The 787-nt window shown below is 79.9% G+C and carries 1 protein-coding gene; it reads right to left on the bottom strand.

Annotation, left to right across the window (positions count from 1 at the left end):
• A partial coding sequence (locus ABEB16_RS20595) for a M56 family metallopeptidase (protein ID WP_345714056.1) occupies positions 1-605 on the bottom strand: 605 nt, incomplete at its 3' end.
• Positions 606-787 lie beyond the last annotated feature (182 nt).

The following is a 787-nucleotide window of genomic DNA, read 5'->3' as shown; positions in this document are numbered from 1 at the left end:
GTGGGCACGGCGCGGGAGACGGCCGCGAAGGACTCCAGGACGAGGTCGTGGCGGGCGCGCAGGTGGGCCTGCTCGTGGGCGAGGACGGCGCGCACCTGCGCGGGGTCCAGGACCCGCAGCGCGCCGTCGCTGACGACGACGCGCGGGGAGCGCCCGGGCAGGCAGTACGCGAAGGGCAGCGCGCCGTCGAGGACGCGCAGGGTGCCGGCGTCGACCTCGCCGTGCAGCTGCCCGTCGAGGGCGGCGCGCTGCTCGGCGCGGTCGAGCAGGTCGACGAGCAGCAGGTGGCGGGCGCGGCGGTGGCGGGAGCGGCGCGTGACGGCGACGAGGGCCAGCAGCAGCCGCACGACGATGAGCGCGGCGACCGCCAGCGCCGCACCGAGCGCCTCGGTGGCGCCGACGGTGCCGGAGCCCTCGGCGCGCACGACCTCCTCGGGGCCGACGAGGACGACGCCGATGGCGGAGAGCACCGAGGCCAGGGTGACGGCCTGCCAGAGCACGACGGCGGCGCGCGGTTCCCGGGCGGTCCAGCGGGCGCGGGCCAGGACGCCGGGCACGACGAGGGACAGGCCCAGGCCGAGGGCGCCGAGCAGGAACGCGGTCACGCCCGCGCCGGTCCCGGCGGTGATCCGCGCGTCAGGGGGCGCCCTGGCCGCCGACCCGGTCGAGGGCGGCGCGCAGGGCGGCCGCCCCCTCGGGGCCGACCCGGCCGACGAAGTGGACGAGGGCGGCGTCGCGGCTGGCGCCGTCGGTGGCGCCCAGGGCCTCCAGCATCAGGGCGGCCGTC

Source organism: Kineococcus glutinatus (assembly GCF_039542765.1).
GTDB lineage: Bacteria > Actinomycetota > Actinomycetes > Actinomycetales > Kineococcaceae > Kineococcus_A > Kineococcus_A glutinatus.
The sequence above is the reverse complement of the archived record's forward strand: the minus strand, read 5'-3'. Positions and strand labels throughout refer to the sequence as shown.